The following is a 24,468-nucleotide window of genomic DNA, read 5'->3' as shown; positions in this document are numbered from 1 at the left end:
ATCTACAATCTAAACCAATACGTTGAGTCTGTTATACGCGATAGTACGCTATCTCTTGCTGCATAGATTCTGCGAGCTGGGCCAACTCATGGGTGGCAGCTTGCGTTTGCTCAGCGCCCGCTGCGGTTTGATCTGAAATATCGCTAATATTGATAATATTACGGTTGATCTCTTCCGTTACTAAGCTCTGCTCTTCTGACGCGGTTGCTATCTGTGTATTCAAGCCATTAATCTGTTCGATACTGGTCATGATTTGCAATAAAGCACCACCTGCTTGTACCGATTTCTCCACACTTAACTTAGCCTGTTCACTACCACGCTCCATCATAAGCATCGAGTCACGTGCACCTTGCTGTAGACGCTGGATCATCTTTTGAATCTCCTCCGTTGAGTCTTGGGTACGCTTAGCAAGAGAGCGCACCTCATCGGCGACTACGGCAAAGCCTCTTCCCTGCTCACCAGCTCGGGCAGCCTCAATCGCGGCGTTCAGTGCTAGCAGGTTGGTTTGCTCTGAAATCCCTTGGATCACATCCACTACACTACCAATTTCATCGGAAGACTTAGACAACAACTTCATTGCTTCCGTTGCCCCATCCATCTCAGTAGATAGGGTTTCAATCACCGAGATACTCTCATCAACAACAGCCTGACCGTGATGCGCCGCATCGCTAGCCTCTAACGATGAACTCGCAGCAGCTTCGGCGCTTTGAGCGACCTCCCTCACCGTCGCAGCAAACTGATGAATCGCCGCAGCTATCTGCTGCGTCTGTTGTTGCTGCTCCACCACATTACGTTGAGTCTGAGTTGATACCACAGAGTTCTCTTCGGCCGCGCTGGCTAAGCGAGAAGTCGACTCATGGGTATTTTGTACCGCATGCTGAAATCTTGCCGCTATGCGGTTAACGTAGCCAGCGATATGAGAAAACTCATCATCACCACCAATCACGATACGTTTTGTCAGATCGCCATTAGCAATATCGTTAGCCGTCATTTCAAGCTGTGTCATCGCTTTACCCATACGGCGAACAATTAAGGTTGAGCTAATCGAAATAACTAACATGCTAACGACAGAAAAAAGCGCAACTAAAACGATGTAGATCTGCATACTTTCATTAAACTGGGTGAAAGTCTCTTCCCCCTTAACAACCTGCAGATCTAAGAATGATTGCGCTTCAGCGGTAATATTCTTAAACATCGGGTTAATCGTTGTCAGCAGCACTCTGTTTGCCGCTTCATACTCACCTTGCTTTAGTGCATCTATCGTAGGATTAAAGCCCTGCGTTACGACACTATCCAGCTGTGCCTTTAACCTATTGACTTGTAGACGCTCTTGGTTATCTAACCTTGCCCCTAAGATCTCTTTCTCAATAATGCTGTATAACAGTGTAATAGCCGATTGCGATTGGCTTATGTGCTGCGTAAGAGGATGGTTATGCATTTCTGAAAATTGACTACTTGGGTCATGCTGAAATGCTAATAACAATTCACTACGTGCTGTCGCTAATTCATTAAGAACTTTACCTGCGCGAATACTATGCTGCATACCTTCGGCATGCAGCTCGCCTATCGACTCTCCGGCATCTTGCATACCGGTAATGCCTTTATAGCCTAAGAATAAAAATGATATTACGGTCAAAAATACGATGAGTTTAAGTTGAAATCGTACCGATTTAAAAAGCGAGATAAAGCCGGACTGTGATTGATGAGATTGGCGAACCTCATCATGTCCTAACTGTTCGATTAATACAGACATATTAATTCCTGTTCCCCACCAGTATTGATGGAATCATGAAAACAAAGCTCTCTAATTACACTCGTCTTACCCTAAGTAAAACGCAGCTGAAGCAGCATAGTGAAATTGCCCAAATTTGGTATACAAATATAACATCTGTTTAAATTATTGATATTGCTCACAAGAGTAAGATTATTTCCCCGCTGAGTCGCTATTTGGGTCGCTTTACTCTGCAGCAATTCAAACACTCTACAGCCTTACGCTCAGCTCAAATCCCCGGTAATTGCTACCTTCGTCAATTTGATGACAACGTCAAGAAATCGACTTACCCATTGTTTTATAAGGTTTATTTTTTATCTTTTATTGATTTAAATATCAAAAACACTCAAGATGTGAGCAAATTTCAATGGGTGTTAATAAAATGAAACATTGGTTGCTATCGAGTTGCGTATTGCTAGGCTTATCGGCGTGTGGAGGATCTGATGATTCAAGCTCCCAAGATAATGGCGGCGAAATACCGCCCTTAGCTCAAGCGCCTAGTGTTGAACTTGGCGAAGGGATAACCGCATGGAACGATAAACTAATCACCCTCGCGGCCAAAGTGAATATCTATGCCTCTGGCAGCTCTACATTCAAGTGGCGACAAGTCTCTGGGCCAGAGGTGTTACTATCAAGCGCAAGCCTTGACGGTGTGACTATCGATGCCAGAACGCTCGAACAAGATAGCAATATTACACTCAGCTTAACGGTCACCGATAGCAGTAATCAGACCGCTAGCGATCAAGTTAGTATCCAGCTCAACGATAGAATTAGCGCAGCGATGGCAAACGGCGATGCCAGTATTGCCGCCGATCTCTCTGCGCAGATAACCAAACGGGCACTACAGCATATTGAGCAATATCGCTCAGATGGCGCGGCACTCATTAACAAGGTCTACCAAGCTGACATCGTGGAGTATGACCAAGGTCGCCACTCACAGATGATCCAGCTTGCCGGTGCAGAACATGCCTATCCACAAAATAAAGCTTACGCCATCGTCATAGGCAACAAAGGCCTGACCTTTGCAGCCGCCAACGATAAGGCGGGCCAGCGGAATGCCGCTTTTGGTACCGATATCATTTCCAGCATGCAGCAAGGCAATAACGCCAGTTTTGAGCCAAGCTTTAAGCGTTTACTCGGTTGGATGTTAGAACAAGATCAAGAAGCCCTTGCACAACCTAAGCAGATAAGGCTGTTTTTGATGGCCGGTAGTACAGTGACTCGCATCAATAGCTGGATTGGCGAGCATTTCCCTAATTGGCAGATTGAAACCTGTAGTGATGAAGCAACACTCTCAAGCTGTTTAAGCCAAGCGCAATTAGTGATCACAGGTTCATCCGAGCTATTTTCAATCGAAATTGTTGAGCCACTGATTGCCCAAATACAGAGCGAAAAACAGCCTCTACTTTATATGCATCTGCACAGCTGGAATAGCGTACCTTTGACTCAAACGGTACTTAATCCTATGGGTTTTAGTATGCAGGGACCAGGCGGCCCAGGTAACTACTTCGCTCAAGATAAAGCAGACTGGAGCTCTGCAAATGCCATGTTAGGTAGTTACAGCGCTCTGGAAAAAGAAAAGCTATGGCTAACTTTGTTTGATAATGAGCGAATAGAATTCAATCTCGCCAACTGTGCCAGCAGTTGCGATGCCACGTTTAACGATGACTATCGCCCAGCACTAGCGAGTATTCGCAGTAATATTCAAGGGATAGAAACCAATAGGATCGATATCTTTAAGCAACCAAACTACTCCCTATATAAGCTGCTCATTCTTTTAGGTGACAACTATCGTCAAGCTATCCAGTACCCGATGGACGTAGCCACCAGCGATAGCCTAAATTTTCTCAAAGCCTATTATGCCGATCACAGCGTATATAACTTCCGCGATATCAATGCCGTGCAACAGGATCTTGGTAACTTTAGCCGCACTGACTTTAGCCACATCAATGCCGTTGACCAAGATGTGAATTTGATGAGTAAGAAAGGCTTCCGCTCTGCAGGTATATACGCCCTCCCAGGCCAAACGGTGAGTGTGACGCGAAAAGACAACAGCGAGGTACGCAGCTGGGTCTTTATCAACACGCTTCGCTCAGGCTCTACCCATGAGTTTGCTAGCAATGGCTATAACCGCCCTAAACTACTGCAATCGACCCATATCGAAGTCAAAGCCGGTGAAACCATTAAGTTTACCAGCCCCTACGGCGGGCCGATGCAGATTCGTTTCGATCAAACAGATCTGCCAACGCAATTTAGCTTCGAGCAGGTTGGACTACACCCATACTGGCGCAAAGGGATGGACGGTGAGCAGTTTTTACAAGACTTAGCGGCAAACCAATATGATTGGGCCGAACTTGCAACCGATCACTTTGAAGTACACTCAAAGCTCGATAAGATGCAAAATACCATGGAGCATGAGCCGCTTTGGAACACCCCAGAAAAGATGGCCACTGCCATCATGACTCAGGTACATAATTACCCGCATCTGTTAGCAGGATTTAAGGGGCCCTTTATCGATGAGGTCGCCGAGATCACTGAATTTGCCGCCAGCCAAGGCTGGGAGACCGATAGCATAGATACGGTTAAGCATATGAATGCCGACCAAGCCACCTGTGGTTATGGCTGCTCGGGCAACCCTTACGATGCGTACTGGTCATTTAGTCCCACTGGGCACGGCGATATTCACGAGTTAGGTCACGGGCTTGAAAAGGGACGCCTGCGTTTCGACGGTCATGAGGGTCACGCATCGACCAACCCATACTCTTACTATACCAAGTCTCGTGCTTACACTGAGCTTGGTAAGCTACCTTCTTGCCAAGGACTAGATATTGATGATGAGTTTGCCGTGCTGCAAGCGAGTATGAATCAAGCGGATCCGTTCGCTTATATGCAAGAGGCTAAGCTAACCAGCTGGTCAAACGGTATGGCGACCATGCTACAGATGATGGTCGCGGCGCAGAAACAGGGAGCGCTTGAAAATGGCTGGCACCTTCTCGCGAGATTACACATTTTGCTACGTGAATTTGAGCGCGCAAAAGCCTCTGAAGAGCTATGGCTAGAAAAGCGAGCTCAGCTAGGCTTCAGCCAGTTTACCCTCGATAGCGTCAAGAACATCTCCAATAATGACTTCTTAATGGTGGCGATGAGCTACTCGACTAAACTGGATTATCGTGAGCTTTATCAGATGTGGGGCTTAGCAACAACCCAAGCGGCCGAAGATCAAGTGGCAGCCTTCAACTTCGCGGTTGTCGACAGAAAAGTATATGTCTACAACCCTGGAGATTACTGCCTAAGCTTAGATCTACAGGCGGTTGATGTGGATGGACAGCAGCCATGGCCACTTTAGTCAGTAGAGCGGATTGAGTCGGTTAGCCACCACGTAAGCACCAGCAGTATAAAGCCAGCTAATAGCAATCAGTATAATATTAGTTGGCTTTTTCTTTCCCCCCTAAGTCAGTGACTTTAATAGGTGATTACCACCAATTAAGCGATTGAAATAGGGATCCTACGTCGACCAAAATGCTCCGGCGGACCATCGAATCGCCCTGGCAGTTGGCAGCCACAATAATCACATCGACCGCTATTATCTAAGTGATACTCGCCAAGCTCATACCAATCTCTGCCTATCAGCAACTTTTTACAGTGAGCACAGTAACTACTGCCGCCACTCGGATCATGAATGTTACCGGTATAGACAAAGTTTAACCCTTGGTCGAGGGCTATCTCCCTTGCCCGTATCAAGGTTGAGACTGGAGTCGCAGGAGTGTCCATCATATGAAAATCTGGATGAAAAGCACTGAAATGCAGCGGTATATCTGAGCCTAGATTATCCCTTATCCAGCGACACTGCCCCTTAAGCTCTTGGCTAGAATCATTTTCTCCGGGGATTAATAAAGTTGTTAACTCAAACCAGACCTGAGTCTCATGGCGCAGATAGAGCAAGGTGTCCAGCACATCACTTAAATGCCCTCCGCAGATCTTACGGTAAAAACCTTCGGTGAAGCCTTTGAGGTCGACATTGGCGGCATCCATAAATTTAAAGAACTCGACCCTAGGTTCAGGGCAAATATAACCTGCGGTCACTGCTACCGCCTTGATCCCGAGTTCATGGCAAGCCTTCGCCACATCTATAGCGTATTCATGAAAGATAACTGGGTCGTTATAGGTAAAGGCCACACTCTTGCAGCCCATGCGTTTTGCTGTTGCGGCCAAATCATCGGGCATAGCTTTGGCGCCTAAGGTATCGAACTCTCTCGATTTACTGATATCCCAGTTTTGGCAAAACTTACAACTCAGGTTGCAGCCAGCGGTGCCAAATGAGAGTACCGAGCTGCCGGGATAGAAGTGATTTAACGGCTTCTTCTCTATCGGGTCGATACAGAATCCACTAGAGCGGCCATAGCTAGTCAGCTTTATTTGATTATCTATATTTTGCCTAATAAAACAGACCCCACGCTTTCCCTCTCTGAGCTGGCAATGCCTTGGACAAAGGTCACACTGCACTCGACCGTCATCGAGTCTATGCCAATACTGAGTCTTTACCGTAAAAATATCACTATGACCGGTTGCATTCACTGTGTGGTTTGTAGACATAAATACGTCCCTAGGGCGCAACTTTCGTGAGCTATACTTAAAGCCTAGTTGATAACCTTGAGCTCATCAGTCTATGTTTGCTTCAGTTCGACCTGCTGCGGTAGCGGGTCTATTCTACCCAGCCGCGGCCGATGAGCTGAGGGCAATGCTCGACAGCTATTTGACTCAGGCTAGAGTGAACCTTATTGGCCAAGTAAGCGCTCAGCAGTCCCAAGCCGAAAGCTTAGACTCTCCTCGCTCACCTAAAGTCATTATTGTCCCCCACGCAGGCTACATCTATTCAGGTCTTGTCGCTGCCCATGCTTACGCCCTGATTGAGTCGATGGCTGCTAGCGTCAGCAAGGTGCTACTCATTGGCCCTGCCCATCGGGTTTACCTACAGGGCGGCGCGCTGCCACAGAGCCAATATTTTGAAACCCCCTTAGGTCAGGTAAGAATCGATCGGCGTAGCGTGGAGATGCTAGAGGGCAAGCCGTATATTACTGTCTCAAACTTGCCCCACCAGCAAGAACATTCCCTCGAGGTGCAGCTGCCTTTCCTACAACGCTGCCTCAATCAATTTGAGCTAATTCCACTATTAATTGGCGAAAGTGATCCCCATGAGATGGCTGAGCTACTAGAGCAACTATGGGGAGGAGAGGAAACTTTAGTCGTAATAAGTACTGACTTAAGTCATTTTCATCGATATGTCGAAGCGACGAACCTTGACAGGATAACTTGCCAAAAAATTGTAGAGGGGCAAGAAACCATCTTCCCCGAGCAAGCCTGTGGTAGTTCAAGCCTCAACGCTCTAATGCCGCAACTTAAACGCCACCAGCTGCGCCTTGCACAATTGAGTTACCAAAACTCAGGCGACACAGCTGGGGACAAAGATCGAGTAGTCGGCTATGCCAGCTTTGCCAGCCGTTAAACTTAGCCAGTCAGAGAAGCTGCAACTACTAGCTTTAGCCCGTGACGCGCTTGTTGCAGCATTCAATCCTAACTATCTTGCTGCAAAAATACCGCTCATCACAGGGAGGCTTGAGCAACTTAAACTTGGCTGTTTCGTCACCCTCACCTTAGATGGGGCTCTCAAAGGTTGCATGGGCCATATCGAGGCTGACCGTCCCATCGGTGAGCTGGTGCCGGCACTCGCTCACAGCAGCGCTTTCAACGATCTTCGCTTTCAGCCCTTAGTCGAATCTCAGCTAAGCTCACTTCGCATAGAGATCTCACTCCTATCAGAAATGCAAAAGCTTGAGTTCAGTGCTCAGTCACAGCTGCAGACCTACCTTGAAGCCACTAAGCTGGGCTTAGTACTGAGTGAAGGGAATAAAAGAGCCGTATTCCTGCCACAAGTATGGCAACAATTACCTGAGCCTAAGGAGTTTATCGAGGCACTCAAAGTTAAGGGAGGCTGGGACAGAGACTATTGGTCTTCTAATATGGAAGTCGAAGTCTTTAGCGTGACTCATTTTTGCGAAGGGTAGAAGAGCAACTGTAAGACGCTTAAGGCTCCAGCTTAAGCCTAAAGGATTAACCTTTCGTGCAAGCCCTGCACATTTACATAAGAGTTAAACTGCATTAGGGTTAACGTAACACCTTACAGGGAGCCCCTTGTATGGTCACACAGTAAGTTTCAGGAAATAATCTACTGAAGGGAATGACGACATGGATACCAACAAGCTATTACTCATCATCATCGCAATTCTACTGCCACCTGTAGCGGTATTTCTAAAAAGTGGTGTAGGTAAAGACCTATTGATCAACATCATCCTGTGCCTGCTTTTTTTTGTTCCAGGCCTATTACACGCGCTCTGGGTCGTCACTAAGTAAAGCTTTGCCCAACTGAAAAGCCTAGCTCGGTTACGGCATATAACCTTCTTGCTAGGCGGTTCAATTTCCGAATAAGATGGCTCGTATTTTTAAGGTGCGGCAGTCTGTTCAAGTTGCTGCTTAATCAGCTCAATCATCGCCTTAGCCGCAAAAGATAGGTTCTGCTGCTTACGCCAAAACAGCGATAGCTCCCACCTGAGATCATTAGCGGCAAGCGGCACATTGACTACTGCATCGACGCGGTAACGCTCGGCAATGATTTGCGGTAACACCATAATACCTGTTCCTGCCGCGACCAGCGCGATACCAAAATCGGCATGGCTGACTCGTGTTATTTCTGCGGGAATGAATCCGGCGTTATCGCAAGCATCCAAAATCAGCTCATAGAGGGCATATTCGGGCTCAAACATCACTTGGGAAAGAGACTGTAAATCTTTAAGCTGTAGCTCCATACACCCAGCTAGGGCATGGGTTTTAGGCACGACCACGACCATAGGGTCGTTACGGATCCTAAGCCCGTCGAACTCACCACCAAACTCGATGATCCCGGTCGCCAACTCAATCTCGCCTTTCTGCAAGGCTAAGGTTTGCTCTATACCACCGCGCACCAATAGCTGCATCTCCACCTTAGGGTATTGCTGTCGAAACTTGGCGATCACAGGAGCAAATAACTCAGCGCTGCCAAGGGGCGCTAAGCCTAGTTTTAACGTACCGCCAGTTAGGTTTCGCAGTGCATCCAGTTCAGATAGCATAGATTGGCGCTGGGACATAAGCTGCTCTGCGTGACGATATACCAGCTCTCCAGCAGCAGTAAGCTTAATCTGGGTGCCTCGCTTTCCTCGCTCCAGCAACACCATATCCAGCTCCTCTTCTAAGGCTTTTATCGCCTTAGAAAGTGCAGGTTGAGTGAGAAAGACATTGCGACTCGCCTTGGCAAAACCACCGGCATCAACAACCTGAGTAAAATAGTGCAGCGCTTTAAGATCCATTTAGATAACCAAATTTTATAGATTACATTCTTAATATTCATTTTTTTTATTTATTAAGCAAGCGTAAAATCACGCTAAATCATCATACTTTGCTCACTTGGAACTCATCATGGCAAGCCTTGCCAAACGTGCTCAAATTAGCCTCAAACACCAGGCCCTTACTGGCACCCAGATAGCCCTTCTTTGTTTATTTGCTTGGGGCTGCCAAATCTTAGCAGATCAGATTAACTCCCCTATTCCCGGTAGCGTTATCGGCCTTGGGATCCTGCTGCTATTATTGGCCAGCAAATTACTGCCTGAGAGCAGTATCAACTTAGGCTCCAGTTGGCTGATTGGTGATCTGCTGCTGTTTTTTATCCCTCCTGTGGTTGCCGTGATTAAATACCAAGATCTGCTTGAACATTATGGTGTGGTGCTTATTGGCTCTATGCTCGTCGCAAGCAGTTGCGTACTGTTAGGCACGGCGTTTACCGTTGATAGATTATTTAAGTTTGAACATAAACAACGCTTAAAGAAGCATAGAGCAGACACTAATTCCGAAGTGATAAACCAAGGTATGCCGCTATGAGCCATACAAGTATCGGATTATTTTGCTTAGGCCTTACCCTAGTCGGCTACTACACCAGCAAAGCCCTCTATCGCCGTCAGCGTAAGATATGGTTTGCTCCGATTATTATTGCCCCAGTGATCATAGTCACTGTGGTCGTCAATCTAAACATCAGTGTGAGCGATTACTTTAGTTATACCCATTGGCTAGCCGCCCTATTAGCCCCTGCTACCATCGCCTTTGCGGTGCCTATTTACCGCGAGAGGCAGTTAATAAAACAGTATCCACTCACACTAAGCCTTGGGGTATTAACCGGTTTGATGTTAGGGGTTGGATCATCTTGGTTATTAACCTTAGTAACCAATATGCCAACACAGCTCTCCCACAGCTTGATGGTGCGGACGGTCTCAACCCCGTTCGCGATGGAAGCAACGGGGGCCTTTGGCGGCATCCCTGAGTTAACTGCAATGCTAGTGCTGCTCACAGGCATTATGGGCATGTTAATTTGTGAGCCATTGTTTAAAATGGCTAGAATTCGCAGCTCCGTTGCGAAGGGAGTCGCATTAGGCGCTTCGGCTCATGGTGCGGGCGCAGCCAAGGCGAGTGAAATAGGCAGGCAAGAGGGAGTTATCGCCAGCTTAACCATGATTTTCACAGGGATCGCCATGGTCTTAAGTGCACCACTATTTGCCGTAATAATAAAATAACCCAAACATTGTGGCTGTCAGATAAGCAATATCGGCGGCCAACTCTTACCGAGCGTATAACCAACTTAAAGATTTTTCACGTCATCTCATTAAGGTATTAACACTCGTAAATTCAAGAGTAAAACCATTCAAGGAATTTCCTTGTAATCGGTTGCCTAGCCTATGCTTTCCTGCACAAACTCGCCCTAAGATAAGGAGATTTCTTTATCACTACTCTGCTCATTTTCCCCCCTGCTTAAAACATGCTACTGCAATAGTTCTAATTAACGCTTTGGTGTTTGCACCCAAATTAGGTAAAGTGTCGACTGCAATTACAAGCTTGCAGCGTTTTGGTAAAGAGTGACACGTCAATCACACCCCAAAGCAACACAATAAGCAATATAGATAATAAATATAAATAATTAGAACATTTGAAGGAAAGTTATGAGCGATTCGAACGATGCTTACGCAGATAACGACCTAAGGGAAGTTAAGCAGCTGGGGATGTGGGCCTCTATCGCCAGCTTAAGTTATATATTCTGGATTGTTGGTGGCATGGAGCTGGTTGAGCGAATTGCCTACTATGGCGTGAAAGCCAGTGCTGGCCTCTATGCAAAAGCACCGACATCAGAAGGTGGATTAGGGATTAGCCTTAGCGATTACGGTGTAATTATCGCTATCTGGGCATTTATGCAGACCTTTATTCCGGTTTTTACTGGCGGGATCTCTGACCGCGTAGGCTACAAAGAAACCATTTTTGTCTCCACCGTCATCAAAATTGCTGGCTACTTAGTGATGGCTTTCTTCCCCAACTTTTATGGCTTCCTGTTCGGTGCCATACTGCTTGCCGGTGGTACAGGGGTATTTAAACCGGGGATCCAAGGCACCTTAGTACTTTCCACGGGTAGACAAAATACCTCGATGGCATGGGGAATATTCTACCAAGTAGTGAATATTGGTGGTTTCTTAGGGCCACTCGTTGCTGTACATATGCGCCAGCTATCTTGGGACAACGTATTCTATGCCTGCGCCGCAATTATCTCGCTGAACTTCCTATTCCTACTTGCCTATAAAGAGCCTGGCAAAGAGGAGCGTATGGAGCGTAACCGTAAGATTAAAGCTGGTGAGATCCACCAAGAGGCACTATGGCGTGATGCTTGGCATGAGCTGAAAAAGCCTGTTGTTATCTACTACATGTTGGTATTTGCAGGTTTCTGGTTCCTGTTCAACTCGCTATTTGACGTACTACCAATCCATATCGCCGAGTGGGTCGACACCAGCGTTATTGTCACCTCGCTATTTGGTGCAGAAGGCACCTCGAATGGAATGGCGCAGTTCTGGCTAGGCTTAGATAACACTGGTACTAAGGTCATGCCAGAAGGCATGCTTAACCTTAACGCGGGTATGATCATGACCAGCTGTTTCTTAGTGGCAGCCTTAACCGCGAAGTACCGTATTACCACAGCCATGTTAGGTGGCTGTCTACTGAGTATTTTGGCCTTCGTGCTGATTGGTGCAACCAATGCCGCTTGGATGATCGTTTTGGCAATCGCGATGTTCTCTTTCGGCGAGATGATGATTAGCCCAAAGAAAAACGAGTTTATGGGTAACATTGCACCTGAGGGCAAAAAAGCCATGTACTTAGGTTTCGTTATGCTACCCCAAGGGATCGGTTGGACATTAGAAGGTTACTTCGGTCCTAAGCTTTATGAGATGTTTGCCTCTAAAGAGATCTTCTCTCGTGAGCTTTTGGCTGAGCGTGGTATGAATCCAACTGAGATAAGTGCCATTCCACAGGGTGAAGCTTTTACAACGCTAGTGAGCTATACCGGAGAGTCTGAAAAAGCACTAACTACATTGCTTTATAACACCCACAATATTGGCATGGCTTGGTACATTATCGCTGCAATTGGCACCATTTCAGCCGTGGGGATCTACCTGTACGGCAAGTGGTTGTTCAAACTACAGCAGCAACGCTAAATGAGTCATTAACACTTAGCCTATTGCTGGCCTAGATACAAAAAAAGCTGACCTTAGGTCAGCTTTTTTTTCGCTTTAATCATACATAATCACAGCAAGATGGTGATTATCACGACTAACTTAAGCAGCTTTAGCTTCTGCAGTAGGTTCATATGCTGCAACAGCTACTGGACCAACTGGTAAAATAACGCGACCAAACTCAGCGTTCAGTACTTGTGCCACAGCAAAGTAAATCGCGCTTAAACCACAGAAGATACCTTCGTAGCCAGCGATAGTGCCGATTAACTCACTACCAGTGAAGTCACGTGCAGCAAGTAACAAGAACAGAATAGTTAACGAAGCAAATACAACTTGCTTAGCACGTGGGTAGCGCAATGAACCGATAAATAGTGCACCAGTAAATAGGCCCCATAGTAACAAGTACCAACCCATGAAAGCAGCAGGGCTTGCAGCAAAGCCCATCTTAGGCATAACCAATAGGCCTACTAGGGTTAGCCAGAATAAACCATAAGAAGTAAATGCTGTGGTACCAAAAGTATCACCACGCTTAAAGCACATAATACCTACGATAACCTGAGCGATACCGCCGTAGAAGATCCCCATTGCTAAGATCATTGAATCTATTGGGAAGAATCCAGCGTTATGGATATTTAATAGGACGGTAGTCATACCGAATCCCATAAGACCAAGTGGAGCTGGGTTAGCTAATTGTGTCGACATTGAGTTCCCCTACAGGAAGTATTCAATAAAAAACGCACCTCAATTAAGGCGCATTATTAAATTAAGTTAATTTGAGCGCGCGCATTCTAGTTGAAGCCATGACGCCGAGCAAATCTGGGAACTTACAAAGAGGAAACCATAAAGAAGGATTGAAAAACCACATATCCCCATATAATCAATGCGTTAGCATCAGCCAACAACCAAGGTAGCTAACCAGCGAATTCGACGTGACACAAGTCACGTTTAGATGGCATTTTGACGCATTGAACACGCTTTGTTTGATTTAGCACATTAGCAGCTAATGAAATTAACTCTGTAAAAGTGTCGAAAAATTGCACCAGCTCACAAACTAATAAAATGGATCTTTTTCTATCAAATTTACATTTTATTGGCAAAACTTGCAGTACTACATACTGCCAACAGCAGGTTTGCATGACAAAACGCTAACACTGTAGATGTTAATTCACCGGGCTTACTCCTATAAAAAGCAGCAATGACTACACATTTTGCACTTCACTCGCTAACAAATCTCGACTCTCCCCTACCGCGAGCTGCGAGCCCAGCTCAATGCCCCCTACCGATAATCGGTGCAAACCAATAACAGGGTTACGAAAACGACCAAACATCCGCTTAATCTGATGATAACGCCCCTCAACCAAGGTCACCAAGGCTGTATGCTCATCGACAATTTCAAGTTTAGCGGGTTGAGTAGTGATATCCTCAAACGCAAAGTACATCCCACCAGCAAAGGCTGCAATATAGGACTCATCGATAGGATTTTTAAGCGTCACTCGGTACACCTTATCTACCTTATGCTCCGGCGACATTAACTTCTTCGACCAGCGACCATCGTTAGTCAACAACAGCAAACCCGATGTATTCAAGTCCAGTCGCCCAACTATGTGTAAGCTGTGTTTGTCTTCTCTGTCTAATAGATCGATAACTGTCTTATGCTTGTCATCCACTGTGGCACTCACCACACCAACGGGCTTATGCAGCATCACGTAACTCGGCGCATTCGCTTGTAACACCTTACCGTCTAAACAAACATGGGAGAATTGATCGATGATCTGGTCGATATCTCTTGCCACTTCACCGTCCACTAGCACTTGACCTTTGGCGAGGAGCAATCTCACGTTTTTCTTATTGATGCCGATTTTGGCACTGATAAACCTGTCTAAACGCGCGCGTTTTGATTCCATGACTTATTGACCATTCTCTTTCTTGTGAGGCACCACTTTATAGGCGCAGCGACGTGCGCCTTCAATAATGTGCTCCTCGCGGCTCACGATAGCGTCATTCTCAAACAGAGTTTGAAATAACTCTAGCTCTGAGCGACAGAAATTAAGACAGGCCGCTGCGGCAGCGCAAATAGGACAGTGGTTTTCAAGTAGCCAGTAATGGCCATCAGCTTGCTCAACCTTAGCCATATACCCCTCAAGTGTTCTTAATTTTGCTAAGACATGTAGCTTTTCGGCTAAACCTGAAGTGCCTACTAACTCATCTCGGTAAAGCTTCAAGGACTCCTGTTCACGGTGGTTGATTAACTGCTCTAGGCCGCCATTGCCAAATACCGATTTAACCGAATCGATCAACTGCACCGTTAATTCTTCATGTCTATCGGAAAAGTGGCTATTACTTTTAGGAGTCAGTGACCAGTAACGGGTAGGTCTTCCTCGAGTCGCCTTTCTATCTTCAAAAATCACATCTTGGCTATCTTCAAGGCTCTGTAGATGCTGGCGGACCCCCATAGTCGTTAACCCAAGCTCACTAGCTATCACCTTCGCAGTGAGCTCCCCTTGGATTTTTAGCATCTGCAAAATTTTGTCGCTGGTTTTCATTTAACTTCCTACTGCTGATACCTATTGGCTACAAACCATTATTACTGAATCCAAAGTTAAGTAAACTTTTTTATTTACTTTCTCTTTACTTTATTTGGTAAAGCGATTACTTTACTTAAAACTTAAATAAACAAAAAGGTTTACTTAAATGGAATTACTCATCATTAGTGCCAGCCAGAGAACCGGCTCTCAGAGTGCAAAAGTTGCTCGCTATCTGAGTAAAAAAGCCGATAACTTCAGTAAGATCAATCATGTTGAGCTATGCCAGTATCAACTGCCTTTTTGGGATGGCTCTGCCGATTCTAAGTCAGCCGATGATAGTTCCTGGCCCTTGATCGCTCAGCAGGTCAAAAACGCAGATGCACTCGTATTAATTACTCCTGAGTGGGGGGGCATGGCTTCGCCATTAATGAAGAACTTCTTGTTGATGTGTGACAGCCAAGATAGTGCCCATAAGCCAGCACTTCTAGTGGCGGTTGTCAGCGGGATCAGCGGCGCCTACCCCATCGCAGAATTGAGAATGAATGCCTTAAAAAACAATAAGCTGGTAGCAACACCCGATCACTTAATCATTCGCAACGTAGAGCAGGTGCTTAATAATGACGAACCCGAGGACGAGCGAGAGTTACATATACGGGAGCGCATAGACTACAGTTTGCATATGTTGATGCAATACGCTCAGGCACTAAAAACTATCCGACTCAACCACCACCAACAACCGTACCCAAAGCAACAGGAGTACTGTTACGGTATGTAGACAATCAAGTAAACATGATTAAACCAAGGAGCAAATTATGATGCGTTTAGAGCACTTAAATTTAGTGGTAAGGGATATTTCAAAAGCACTGGAGTTTTATCAGGCAGTGTTTCCTCACTGGCAGATAAGAGGAGGAGGGAAATCGGTTTGGCATGGTGTGGAGCGTAACTGGGTTCATTTTGGCGATGACTTTCAATACCTGACATTTAACGATGATGGTAATGAAGACAATCGTGACTTAAGCGGTCATCAGGTGGGGTTAGCGCACTTTGCCTATGTCACCGATGATCTCGATGGTGTGATAGAACGCTTAGCTAAAATAGGGCGAGACATAGACAAGCCTGGCGCCGATGATCCCTACAGACGTAACGTCTATTTCATCGATCCTGATGGCTATGAGGTGGAGTTTGTCGAATACTTGTCAGACATTCCAACCCTGCGCAATCGTTACGACTAAAAACGTTATCACTAAAACAGTAAAGACTGAGGCAGTTAAGAATTAGCCTAGTAGTATATGTCTAAGTAAAATGAGCCTGATCAACTCATTTGTCTTATCCAACGGCTGGGGATAATTCGTAATAACCAGTTTAATGCTGCCCAAGGCCAGCGCGGGACGAAGCAACTCGCTCTCTCCGTTTCGATGGCAGCAACCATGGCTCTGCAGCCTACATCGGTATCGACGATAAACGGCACCTTTTCAACCTGTTCGTTTAGCTCGCTGCGAATAAACCCTGGGTGAATACAGCTAACCTTTATCGGCGTGTGCATCACATCAATTCGAATCCCTTCTGTTAACGATGTAACTGCCGCTTTAGTCGCCGCATACACTGTCATTGCTCGTCTAAAGCCTCTAACCGCACTCACAGAAGAGATAGTCACTAAATGACCAGCATTTTGTTTACGAAAAATGGCCATTGCGGCTTCGGCTTGTGCCAAAAGAGCAACAAAGTTAGTTTCAGCGGTTTGCTTGTTAGCTTCGAATTGCCCGGTGCCGATAGAGGCTCCCTTGCCCATCCCCGCATTAAGAATAATTCTATCTAGCTGACCAAACTCTAGCTTAAACTCATCAAATACCTCAAAGACAGCCTGATGCTGATTAACATCAAGTGCTTTTATCGAAACCTTAATATTAGGATTTAACAGTAGCAACTCTTGTTTAAGGGTTTCTAAACGATCGACTCGCCGTGCACATAGAGCGAGGTTTCTCCCTATCTTGGCAAATTCCAGCGCCATGCCTTTACCTAGGCCTGAGCTAGCCCCTGTTATCAAAATTGTTTTACGTTTAGCTGCCATCTCTTTCGCTCATTACATATCTCTCTAGTGCTTCCCAAGCTACTAATGAGAGTCATAAATGTAAACCTAGGCATTAAATAATTACTTCAGCAACGGCTTAAGAAACTCTTTATTCGCAGTCTAAACTATTCAATACATCCAGACTGCGAGCGCAAACAAGCCTATGTAAAAGGCAAAACCCAACAAAAAAGGTTTATCACTGCCCCTTCTACCTTTTATTTTTGATCTAGCTAGAAACCGTGTTGGAGACAGAGGGTAGTTAACGCTTCCAAGACTAAATAGGTAGAGCAGCAGTGCTCCGGTAAAGTAAAACAGATAAGAGAGAACAAACTCCCAGATAACCCAAAACAGTAATTCAGCAGCCAACGCAAACATCATGCCCTCCTTAGCAGTTAACTCTTACTCACGACGCCATTTTTAGTAGAAATAGAATAAACCCGCCATATCCCAACACACCAAGACAGACCATGATGGTTAATGTCTTCGAACGTGCCATTGACTGGCATAACGCAAACTCAGTTTGCATTTCAAATAGCTCGTACAGACCCCAACTAGAATTTTCGGTAGCCTCTCTCTGATCCGTTTTTTTGGCTACGTCCTCTTTTAGGGGGATTTTCCCACTTTTACTGCATTCTTGCTTACATTGAGAACTTGAGTTCACAGTCCTATTTTGTGGTTTATTCCCGCTTGATAGCATCTTGCACCTCCTTATAGCGCCCTTCCCTATAGCGTAATACCAATCAGTATAAGAAGTTGATCTACTCAGAGCGCTTTTTGGCAAACTAATTCAAGGTGAATAACTGAAAGAATGGTTGTTCACTTGTGAAGTTATTCAGCGCAGAAGTAGGCAGCCAAAAACGCTCCAGAATGGCGACTAAATCTTTATACTGATTGGTATAAAACCATACCGACACCCAAGGTTAATGTCAGGTTAACAATTGTTAACAACTGTGAGATGGCTTTCAATTAAAGAAATTCATTGAAATAACTTGAATTAGAGATTCACGGATATGGGCTAAATCAATTACTTATACTGCAGTAGACCAGAATGCACTTACAAAGCTTGCTTTAAGTGTGATTTAGTATTAGTAAACCTGTGCCTTTACTGGGTAATGGGCTAAGTTTACTTAAGTTAAGGACAAGCGTTAATCGCAAGGGAGTGTAAGGCTAACGGAGCACCTCCCCATGATAGCGTACCATCATACATTAACGGTCATAGATAATGACTCACCGGCACAATTTGCGCTAAACAAGGCATTACAGCTCGCAAAGAAAACCCACTCTAAAGTCACGGCATTGAAAATCGATCGCCCCTACAGCAACCTATTAAGCAAAATAGGGCTCATTCCAAATAATGCTCTCGACCCTATGCTCTATGTCAAAAAACTCTTAGCCAAATACCAACGTCAGGGCGTAGAGGTTGAGATAAAAAGTATCAATAACCTTAAGGATCATGTCGCGCTCCTCAATGAAACACATAGCGGCGATTACGACTTAGTCATCATCAACAATAAACATCACAATGCAATCTTAAGTGAGTTTCTCCCTCGTAGTGAAGCGCATCTTCTGCGTGACTGTGAGCACCCCATTATGATTGTGGGCAATAAAAGCTGGCGTGCTCAAGGACATATCCTCACAGCCTTAGAAACTGCCGATTCCAATACCGAACACAAAGAGTTAAACCAGTGCCTAATCGATGATAGCCAACAACTCGCATCACTATTGGACAATGACATCCACCTACTTAACTGCTACCAGTTGGAAAACTGGAGTATGTCGGTCAATAAAGTGAGTAACCAAAGCTCTGATAAAGAGCAAAAACAGCAACACTGGGACCGTTTAGTCAACAGCGCCAAAAGCTACCATCTAACAAATGACCAGCTACACCTTGAACTAGGATTACCTGATCATGTGATCCCCACCGTCGCAAACCAATGTGATGCCAATCTTTTGGTTATTGGCGCCGGAGAGCACCATGGTTTAATCAGTGAGTTAAAGGGTCACACATCATCTGTACTCGTTGATGAACTTAAATGCGATATATTAGCCATCAAACCCCATCTACACTAACCCACTAACATTGGCAGTTTTAATCACGCTCTGATAAATTTTGAACGACTATGTCTGAGTCTTTTTGTGCCCAGAAGTCGACCCTAAACTGAGTATCATCACTGAGAAATTCCACCTTATGCCAATACTGAGGAGGTGATACACCAGTATCGCCCGCCTTGATGACAAGTTCTTGCTCCACCTCTCCACGCCTGTCTTTAAATCCGTAAAACTTAAGCGCTCCACTCAAAACCTGAATTTGACCGTAAACACCCGCTTTAGTGTTATGCAGATGAAGAAACATCTTAGGTACATTATGTTTTTCAAATACTGGAGTGGATTTGTAGTTCACGTAATCAGCAGGGATCTTAGCCATACTCCATCCTTATTTATAAAATCTAATTAATGCTATTTAAGCTCAAGTTAAGCGACTATCAGCAAACTAAGCACTATAATCAACCGCAATTATTCCGATATTCATTCGCAAGCCCTTGCAGTAATAATGAGAAACAATGAACGAACAATATAGCTACACCACACAATACACATTAGATAAAAGCCATTTTAGTGAATGCTACGATGAATCTGTTGTGGTCGACACCTCTATACGCGCGTATCGCAAGGCCATTATCTTCACGGTAGTGGGTACCGCCTTAATGCTAACCAATATCAACGGTTATGCCTCTTGGTTCATCATCGCATTAGGCGCACTCGAAGCTGTCAGTGTTTACTTTAGAAAGCCATGGTGGCTGATGCGCCAGATGATGAGTAAAGCCGCCAATAACGAAGTAACCCTTACCATAGATGAGTCAGGCATAACTAATGACTCATTCTATGTGCAAGGTACTATCCTGTGGCAGGATGTCACTAGCATCACGCCAACAGAACAAGGTTTCTTAATCAAACACAGCAAAGGAACCAGTTACCTATCGAAGCGCAGTTTAGATGAGACCGCCACTCAATTTGTGCTCGACAAGACACCAGAGAAAAACAGCTAATCTCTGACGTTCGCCATCAGAAATGCGTCGATATATTCGCCATCACGAAAAGCATATTCACGCATTTCTCCCTCTATCACAAAGCCATGCTTTTTATAGAGACTGATCGCTAAGTGATTATCCGTGTAGACCTCAAGTTCAATACGCCTCACAGCAAGCCAGTTTTGCGCCAAGGACACCATAGTATCGAGTAGAGCCGAAGCAATACCTATTCCTCGGTAAGCCTCATGCACCGCCATACCAATATTGGCCACATGTTTTCGACGCGGATTGCTAAACACCTCCATCCCGATTTGCCCCACAACCTCGCCATCTCTGATGGCCACTAGGCTATAGAAGTTAACTGGCAAGTCCTGCAACCGTTTTTGCCATAACTGCAAAGATGGAAAAGGCTGCTGCAGTGTTTCTCTATAACAGCTAGGTTGGCTATAGAGCTGACAGATCCCCTCGATATCGCCATCTAGACTGTGACGAATATCAATATCTACCAAATTAGTTCTCACCGTATCCAATGGTATATGCGAATCAGTCACCGGTCTCTCCTATTACTCTATGCTATTCCTATTGGTTAACTTTCAAGAAAACGCCTTGAGTGTCAATACCTAAGGTCTTTCTTAACCTTACTTACTTCCTCTTCATGGATAAATAGACATTAAAAATTGTTCAATTTACAACCTGTATCAGTTTGCAACAAATTTATTATCTAACATGCTGCTTTTTCTAATAGATGATACTCTATGGGTTCATTTGTTAATTTTGTAATCATGAGTCGACTTTTTCAATGCCATACTTATTAGCGCTTTTGTTGGCTATTAGCCTATATTCTGGGGCTAGCTCTGCGAGCGTTCCAACAAGCTGTGACAACAACACCGATTGTATTGAAGTCGGTCGTTGGGATCTTGGCTTTACTCTTGGCTATGGTAATAAATCTAACCCCCTCAAAGATTACAAAGATATTCCGCTTTATGTGGTACCGACCATCGCATACTACGGCGAGCGTTGGTTTTTTGATAACGGGAATATTGGCTACACCTTGGCAGAGGGAGAAAACTACACCCTTAACCTCGTCACCACCTTCAGTAATGACAGCGCATTCTTCTATCGTTGGGATCCTTCGAATATTTTTCTACTAAGTGGTAGCGGTAATCAACGTGCCATTTCACCTATGGTCTCCACCTTAGGTACCAGAGTGGCACCGGAACCCGTTATTGGCGAACTGGAAAATCGAAACTTTACATATCTTGGCGGAGCCGAGGCTTTTATTTACACCCGATTTGGTATAGTGCATGCCAGCGTCGCTCATGATATTTTAAATGTTCATGACGGCCTTGAGTCTAAGTTAAAGTGGTTCTACAACATTCCTCTAGATAAATGGAATTTTGAGTTTGCAGCCGTATTAGACTGGAAGAGTGAAGAGGTGGTCGATTACTATTATGGTGTAAGGCCGAGTGAGAGCCTCTTCTGGAACCAAGAATATCAAGCGGAGTCTGCATTGAATCAGAGCATTGAGTTTACGGGTCAGTATGTACTCACTAAAAACTGGAATTTACTCTTAGTTGCTCGTTACACCGACATCGCCGATGAAATCGTTGACAGCCCTCTTGTCGATAAAGATTATACGACCACCTATTTTGTTGGCGCAGCGTATAGGTTTTAACTCGAGTGTTTTCAAAATTAAAACTCATATTGCTGTGGATACTGTTGGGCTCACTTCTGAGTTCCTCTGCTGTCGCAGTAGGTAGTACTGAAGAATCGATACCTAATTTCAGTCTATCTCCAGAGATCTGCATCACATCCGAGAATGCGCAGTCCTGCGATATTGAAGTCACTTTAGAATGGAATCAGTTAACAAACAAAACAATCTGCATCATATCTGACTACAAAGATTTAAAGAAATGGTGTTCTCCGTCACCAAGCATTCACTCTTTAACCGTCAATATCAGTTCTGATCGTGATATTCAGTTTGTGATGATAGACAAAGATACCCACGAGACATTAGCGGGTGTAAAATTAAAAGTAACACCAGCTTCTTCGCCTCAAGTTAGGCGACGATATCGCAACCCATGGAGCTTATTCTAATGACCAACTCTCAATCTACGCATAGAGTTTTGTTAGTCGAAGATGATATTCGTTTGGCCAATTTGATCGTCGATTTCTTAAAATCGCATGGCATGCACGTCGAGGTAGAGCGTAGAGGCGATACAGTACTGACTCGCCTAATAAACTATAAGCCTGATATTATTTTGCTAGATATTATGCTTCCAGGCATGGACGGTTTAACCCTGTGCGAAAAGCTACCTGACTACTTTGCAGGTCCAATCTTATTGATGAGCGCTCTAGGTTCAAATGAAGATCAGATCAAAGGCTTGGAGCTAGGTGCAGATGACTATGTGGTTAAGCCTGTCGATCCAGCACTATTAGTCGCCCGCATCAATAACTTACTACGTCGTCAGGCAAAACCAGCACAAGTTGAGTCGCACTGCCTTAGCTTTGGTAAGCTCAGTATAGATCCGCATACTCAGGCTATTCGTTTAGGTGATACTGAAGTCGACCTAACCAGCCACGAATTTGAGCTGCTTTGGCTGCTTGCATCACAGGCTGGCCAAGTGATGAGTCGTCAGTACATTTATCAGTACCTGCTAAATATCGACTTTGACGGTAAAGATAGAAAGATCGATGTGCGGATTTCGCGCTTGAGAAAGAAATTAGGCGACAATATTGAAACTCCCTTCAGGATCAAAACCGTGTGGGGTCAAGGTTACCTATTCGCACCTGAAGCGTGGAATAATTAGGCCAGCGCATCAATAAAAGATGAAACGTCTTTTTCTTAGCCTCTATCTTCTGCTCAGCATTGGCTTTTTAGGCATTGGCTGGACACTCGATAACTTATGGCAAAACAATGTTGACGAAAAAGGTGCACTCGATGCACCTTTAGTCGCTTTGGCGCAAGTATTATCGACCCTGCCAGCTGCAGAGCGCCAAGAGATGCTCGACACCATCAAAGCCGACCCCGATTTCCCCCTGACTCTACTCGACTCAGACCAAGTGGCATTTTCTAACGAACAGCTTTTGGGCTCAGATAAAGTGATTGCCACCCCCTATGATATTAATCACGAGCTGCAATTTGTGGCAGTGGGTGAACAAGTGTTAATGGCTGGACCTATCGCAATCGACCCGGCTGCCAGCTTGAGAAGTATCTACAATATTTTCTTCTATCTGTTATTGGCCTTTATTGCGCTTATTTGGGTGTGGCCGCTATCGAAAGATCTCAAGATCTTACGCAAGGCGACCAAAGAGTTTGGCCAAGCCAAGTGGAACACTCGGATCCAGCTAACCAAGCGTTCCCAAGTATTGCCACTAGCGAACACCTTCAATGATATGGCCGCTCATATTAGTGCGCTTATCGAAAACCAGAAGCACCTTTCTAATGCCGTTTCTCATGAGATCCGCACTCCGCTGGCCCGACTAAAGTTTGCCTTAGCCTTACTACCTCAATACTGCAAACCAGAGTCTGATATCGCTAAGCGTCAGCGCTTTCTCGATGAGATGCAACTTGATATTAAAGAGATGGAAGATCTTATCCAAGAGCTGCTCACCTACGCCAGCCTTGAGACTCAGCGAGAATCGCTCAACTTTGAACGCTGTGATTTAAACGGCTTAGTGGCACAGACCATCAGACGCTTACAGAGCCATCATCCAACGCCGATCATTCTCGATGCGCCTGCGCACACAATCTACTTAGTCGCCGAACCCTCATTAGTTGAGCGTGCACTGCAAAACCTCATCACCAACGCACAAAGGTTTTCTACTGGTGATATTATCGTTAAGATCGCCCAAGACAGTGATGGCGTACATCTCTCAGTTACCGATAATGGCGAGGGGATTTTAGCGGAAGATCAGAGTAAGATCTTTGAGCCTTTCTATCGCAGCGCAAGCAGCAAAAATGGCAATAAGGGTCATGGTCTAGGTTTAGCAATAATCAAGCGGATCATGGATAGGCATCATGCTGAGGTGAGACTAACAAGCCGTCCAGGCTTTACCCAATTTACCCTATTCTGGCCTGCAGCTAATCAAGCTTAAAATCATCGATATTATCGCTTGGTTCTGCCGCTGGCTGCTTGCCAAAATCTAGGCTGCTATTCACTTTGGCCCTTTCGTCTAATAACTGGGCCTTCTTTGCTTTTAATAGGGCAAGCTGACGCCTCCGCTTACGTTGCTTACATAAGCGAATCACATCGTATTTTTGTGCATCTGAAAACTCTAGCCAATTAAAGCGCTCGTTTCGGTTGCGAAAACACCCTCTACAGTAGCCTCTTGCATCACTTTGGCACACGCCGATACAGGGGCTAGGGATCTCAAAAAATTCTAACTGCTCCATTCCTTAAACATATACTATCTTGACAATGAATGGTTAAAATAAATACGGTTA

The 24,468-nt window shown here is 45.2% G+C and carries 25 protein-coding genes; 15 read left to right on the top strand and 10 right to left on the bottom strand.

Features of this window, described 5'->3' with window-relative positions; genetic code table 11:
- Positions 1–31 precede the first annotated feature (31 nt).
- Positions 32–1,753 (bottom strand): methyl-accepting chemotaxis protein, encoded by a 1,722-nt coding sequence (locus K5Q92_RS11330; protein ID WP_220769114.1) that lies wholly within the window; start codon positions 1,751–1,753, stop codon positions 32–34.
- 400 nt (positions 1,754–2,153) lie between these two features.
- Between K5Q92_RS11330 and K5Q92_RS11325 the strand changes: the two genes are divergently transcribed.
- Complete coding sequence (locus K5Q92_RS11325; RefSeq protein WP_220769113.1) at positions 2,154–5,117, top strand: ImpA family metalloprotease; 2,964 nt, start codon at positions 2,154–2,156, stop codon at positions 5,115–5,117.
- A 137-nt stretch (positions 5,118–5,254) separates the two neighbouring features.
- Here the strand turns inward: K5Q92_RS11325 and amrS are convergent, their stop codons facing one another.
- Positions 5,255–6,364 carry an AmmeMemoRadiSam system radical SAM enzyme gene (gene amrS, locus K5Q92_RS11320; RefSeq protein WP_220769112.1) on the bottom strand — a complete coding sequence of 370 codons (1,110 nt, stop codon included), beginning with the start codon at positions 6,362–6,364 and terminating at the stop codon, positions 5,255–5,257.
- Between the two features lie 73 nt (positions 6,365–6,437).
- Here amrS and amrB point away from each other — a divergent pair, with 73 nt between their 5' ends.
- The 3 genes from amrB to K5Q92_RS11305 all read left to right on the top strand — a co-directional run bounded on the left by amrB (position 6,438) and on the right by K5Q92_RS11305 (position 8,179).
- Positions 6,438–7,274 carry an AmmeMemoRadiSam system protein B gene (amrB, locus tag K5Q92_RS11315; RefSeq protein ID WP_220769111.1) on the top strand — a complete coding sequence of 279 codons (837 nt, stop codon included), beginning with the start codon at positions 6,438–6,440 and terminating at the stop codon, positions 7,272–7,274.
- The gene (amrA, locus tag K5Q92_RS11310; protein WP_220769110.1) at positions 7,252–7,833 is read left to right on the top strand and encodes an AmmeMemoRadiSam system protein A; all 582 of its coding nucleotides are present in this window, start codon (positions 7,252–7,254) and stop codon (positions 7,831–7,833) included. The genes amrB and amrA overlap by 23 nt, the downstream gene beginning before the upstream one ends.
- Before the next feature lie 181 nt (positions 7,834–8,014).
- Positions 8,015–8,179, top strand: a complete 165-nt coding sequence (locus tag K5Q92_RS11305; protein ID WP_220769109.1) for a YqaE/Pmp3 family membrane protein — start codon at positions 8,015–8,017, stop codon at positions 8,177–8,179.
- A gap of 89 nt (positions 8,180–8,268) precedes the next feature.
- Here the strand turns inward: K5Q92_RS11305 and K5Q92_RS11300 are convergent, their stop codons facing one another.
- On the bottom strand, positions 8,269–9,168 hold the full coding sequence (locus tag K5Q92_RS11300; RefSeq protein WP_220769108.1) for a LysR family transcriptional regulator: 900 nt from the start codon (positions 9,166–9,168) through the stop codon (positions 8,269–8,271).
- A gap of 109 nt (positions 9,169–9,277) precedes the next feature.
- Here K5Q92_RS11300 and K5Q92_RS11295 point away from each other — a divergent pair, with 109 nt between their 5' ends.
- The 3 genes from K5Q92_RS11295 (at position 9,278) to K5Q92_RS11285 (ending at position 12,381) form a co-directional block, all read left to right on the top strand.
- Positions 9,278–9,736 (top strand): CidA/LrgA family protein, encoded by a 459-nt coding sequence (locus tag K5Q92_RS11295; protein WP_220769107.1) that lies wholly within the window; start codon positions 9,278–9,280, stop codon positions 9,734–9,736.
- Positions 9,733–10,422, top strand: coding sequence for an LrgB family protein (locus K5Q92_RS11290; RefSeq protein WP_220769106.1), 690 nt, complete (start codon positions 9,733–9,735; stop codon positions 10,420–10,422). Before K5Q92_RS11295 ends, K5Q92_RS11290 begins: the two co-directional genes overlap by 4 nt.
- 423 nt (positions 10,423–10,845) lie before the next feature.
- Positions 10,846–12,381, top strand: a complete 1,536-nt coding sequence (locus tag K5Q92_RS11285) for an MFS transporter (RefSeq protein WP_220769105.1) — start codon at positions 10,846–10,848, stop codon at positions 12,379–12,381.
- A 120-nt stretch (positions 12,382–12,501) separates the two neighbouring features.
- On the opposite strand, the gene K5Q92_RS11280 is transcribed toward K5Q92_RS11285, so the two are convergent.
- The 3 genes from K5Q92_RS11280 to K5Q92_RS11270 form a co-directional block, all read right to left on the bottom strand.
- Positions 12,502–13,101 carry an acetate uptake transporter gene (locus K5Q92_RS11280; RefSeq protein WP_220769104.1) on the bottom strand — a complete coding sequence of 200 codons (600 nt, stop codon included), beginning with the start codon at positions 13,099–13,101 and terminating at the stop codon, positions 12,502–12,504.
- Positions 13,102–13,598: 497 nt separating this feature from the next.
- Positions 13,599–14,303, bottom strand: coding sequence for a pseudouridine synthase (locus K5Q92_RS11275; RefSeq protein WP_220769103.1), 705 nt, complete (start codon positions 14,301–14,303; stop codon positions 13,599–13,601).
- 3 nt (positions 14,304–14,306) lie between these two features.
- A complete protein-coding gene (locus tag K5Q92_RS11270) occupies positions 14,307–14,942 on the bottom strand; it encodes a metalloregulator ArsR/SmtB family transcription factor (protein ID WP_220769102.1) in 636 nt (211 codons plus the stop codon).
- A gap of 148 nt (positions 14,943–15,090) precedes the next feature.
- Between K5Q92_RS11270 and K5Q92_RS11265 the strand changes: the two genes are divergently transcribed.
- The gene (locus tag K5Q92_RS11265) at positions 15,091–15,699 is read left to right on the top strand and encodes an NAD(P)H-dependent oxidoreductase (RefSeq protein WP_220769101.1); all 609 of its coding nucleotides are present in this window, start codon (positions 15,091–15,093) and stop codon (positions 15,697–15,699) included.
- Positions 15,700–15,736: 37 nt separating this feature from the next.
- Positions 15,737–16,156: a VOC family protein gene (locus tag K5Q92_RS11260; protein ID WP_220769100.1), complete on the top strand. Its 420-nt coding sequence runs from the start codon at positions 15,737–15,739 to the stop codon at positions 16,154–16,156.
- A gap of 80 nt (positions 16,157–16,236) precedes the next feature.
- Here K5Q92_RS11260 and K5Q92_RS11255 read toward each other — a convergent pair whose 3' ends face one another.
- On the bottom strand, positions 16,237–16,992 hold the full coding sequence (locus tag K5Q92_RS11255) for an SDR family oxidoreductase (protein ID WP_220769099.1): 756 nt from the start codon (positions 16,990–16,992) through the stop codon (positions 16,237–16,239).
- A gap of 1,185 nt (positions 16,993–18,177) precedes the next feature.
- Here K5Q92_RS11255 and K5Q92_RS11250 point away from each other — a divergent pair.
- Positions 18,178–19,062 carry a universal stress protein gene (locus K5Q92_RS11250; RefSeq protein ID WP_220769098.1) on the top strand — a complete coding sequence of 295 codons (885 nt, stop codon included), beginning with the start codon at positions 18,178–18,180 and terminating at the stop codon, positions 19,060–19,062.
- Positions 19,063–19,081: 19 nt separating this feature from the next.
- On the opposite strand, the gene K5Q92_RS11245 is transcribed toward K5Q92_RS11250, so the two are convergent.
- Entirely contained in the window at positions 19,082–19,417 is a 336-nt protein-coding gene (locus K5Q92_RS11245) for a DUF1971 domain-containing protein (protein WP_220769097.1), read from the bottom strand.
- Positions 19,418–19,553: 136 nt separating this feature from the next.
- Here K5Q92_RS11245 and K5Q92_RS11240 point away from each other — a divergent pair, with 136 nt between their 5' ends.
- Positions 19,554–20,039 (top strand): YcxB family protein, encoded by a 486-nt coding sequence (locus K5Q92_RS11240; RefSeq protein WP_220769096.1) that lies wholly within the window; start codon positions 19,554–19,556, stop codon positions 20,037–20,039.
- Here the strand turns inward: K5Q92_RS11240 and K5Q92_RS11235 are convergent.
- The gene (locus K5Q92_RS11235) at positions 20,036–20,572 is read right to left on the bottom strand and encodes a GNAT family N-acetyltransferase (RefSeq protein WP_220769095.1); all 537 of its coding nucleotides are present in this window, start codon (positions 20,570–20,572) and stop codon (positions 20,036–20,038) included. The two genes, K5Q92_RS11240 and K5Q92_RS11235, sit on opposite strands and share 4 nt — an antisense overlap.
- A gap of 248 nt (positions 20,573–20,820) precedes the next feature.
- Between K5Q92_RS11235 and K5Q92_RS11230 the strand changes: the two genes are divergently transcribed.
- The 4 genes from K5Q92_RS11230 to K5Q92_RS11215 are packed head-to-tail and all read left to right on the top strand — an operon-like array spanning position 20,821 to position 24,119.
- Positions 20,821–21,696: a MipA/OmpV family protein gene (locus K5Q92_RS11230; RefSeq protein ID WP_220769094.1), complete on the top strand. Its 876-nt coding sequence runs from the start codon at positions 20,821–20,823 to the stop codon at positions 21,694–21,696.
- A gap of 38 nt (positions 21,697–21,734) precedes the next feature.
- Positions 21,735–22,118, top strand: coding sequence for a DUF3019 domain-containing protein (locus K5Q92_RS11225; protein ID WP_220769131.1), 384 nt, complete (start codon positions 21,735–21,737; stop codon positions 22,116–22,118).
- Positions 22,118–22,831, top strand: a complete 714-nt coding sequence (locus tag K5Q92_RS11220) for a response regulator (protein ID WP_202720571.1) — start codon at positions 22,118–22,120, stop codon at positions 22,829–22,831. The genes K5Q92_RS11225 and K5Q92_RS11220 overlap by 1 nt, the downstream gene beginning before the upstream one ends.
- Before the next feature lie 19 nt (positions 22,832–22,850).
- Positions 22,851–24,119 (top strand): ATP-binding protein, encoded by a 1,269-nt coding sequence (locus K5Q92_RS11215; RefSeq protein ID WP_220769093.1) that lies wholly within the window; start codon positions 22,851–22,853, stop codon positions 24,117–24,119.
- Here K5Q92_RS11215 and K5Q92_RS11210 read toward each other — a convergent pair.
- Entirely contained in the window at positions 24,106–24,417 is a 312-nt protein-coding gene (locus tag K5Q92_RS11210) for a DUF1289 domain-containing protein (protein WP_220769092.1), read from the bottom strand. The two genes, K5Q92_RS11215 and K5Q92_RS11210, sit on opposite strands and share 14 nt — an antisense overlap.
- Positions 24,418–24,468: the final 51 nt, after the last annotated feature.

Source organism: Shewanella sp. MBTL60-007 (genome assembly GCF_019654915.1).
Classification (GTDB): Bacteria; Pseudomonadota; Gammaproteobacteria; order Enterobacterales; family Shewanellaceae; genus Shewanella.
The sequence above is the reverse complement of the archived record's forward strand: the minus strand, read 5'-3'. Positions and strand labels throughout refer to the sequence as shown.